Annotated in this window: 1 protein-coding gene; it reads right to left on the reverse strand. The window is 67.2% G+C overall.

The window, feature by feature from the left end; genetic code table 11:
- Positions 1 to 108: 108 nt before the first annotated feature.
- Positions 109 to 246, reverse strand: coding sequence for a hypothetical protein (locus tag AC5WRT_RS38995; RefSeq protein ID WP_496098949.1), 138 nt, complete (start codon positions 244 to 246; stop codon positions 109 to 111).
- Positions 247 to 695 lie beyond the last annotated feature (449 nt).

Consider the following 695-nt stretch of genomic DNA (forward strand, 5'->3'; position numbering starts at 1 on the left):
GCTTGAACTCCTCGGTGTACCGCTTCGTGTACTTGCTTCCCACCTGGTGCTACTTCCTCTGGAACCTCAAGATCCCAGTCTCCAGGTGTCCACGATCAAGGGGAAGCTTCAGCCGTCGAGGACACCCATCAGCATTGACAGCGAAACGACCAGCAGAATCCACCAGCGACGCCGGTGCGACAGATCGGGCACCTTCTCAGGTGCGGTCTCGGCGCCGCAAGCGGCGGCAGTGGCGTTCTGGGACATGGGGGCAGCCCTCCGGACAGCAGGTGGGGGACGGCGGAAGAGAGACAAGGAACCGATCGAGATCAGGTACGGCTCGTCCGGCGCGGGGCGCCACCTCGCGCTCACGGCAGTGATGGTCGGTGGCATGGGCGCCCCGGTGAACGGATGGGTGATGCAGCCCGACGAGGCCGGCGATCTCCCGCTTCGAAGGGGGGATCGGGAACAAGCCGACGACCGTGGCCATTTCACGGGTCGGCGTCATGCGGCTGCCGTGTAGAGGCTGGATGTGGAACCACCCCGCCGGGCGGTGTTCCCCGATGTGACCGGGGGGTGGCTCCCACATGTCGCCGCCTGGGATCGCCCGACTGCGGGCGCAGCTCAGGTCCAGTGCCTGAGGCGCAGCGTCTCAGGCACTGGCTCAAAGGCCGGCGTGCCGGCCGTCGCGACCGGCGGTGAGCCGGCTTTCCAGG

This window comes from Streptomyces sp. NTD91 (assembly GCF_059510455.1).

What these genes read in the sequence shown, in the direction of transcription:
- AC5WRT_RS38995 (WP_496098949.1), bottom strand. Translation starts at nt 246, where the DNA reads ATGTCCCAGAACGCCACTGCCGCCGCTTGCGGCGCCGAGACCGCACCT.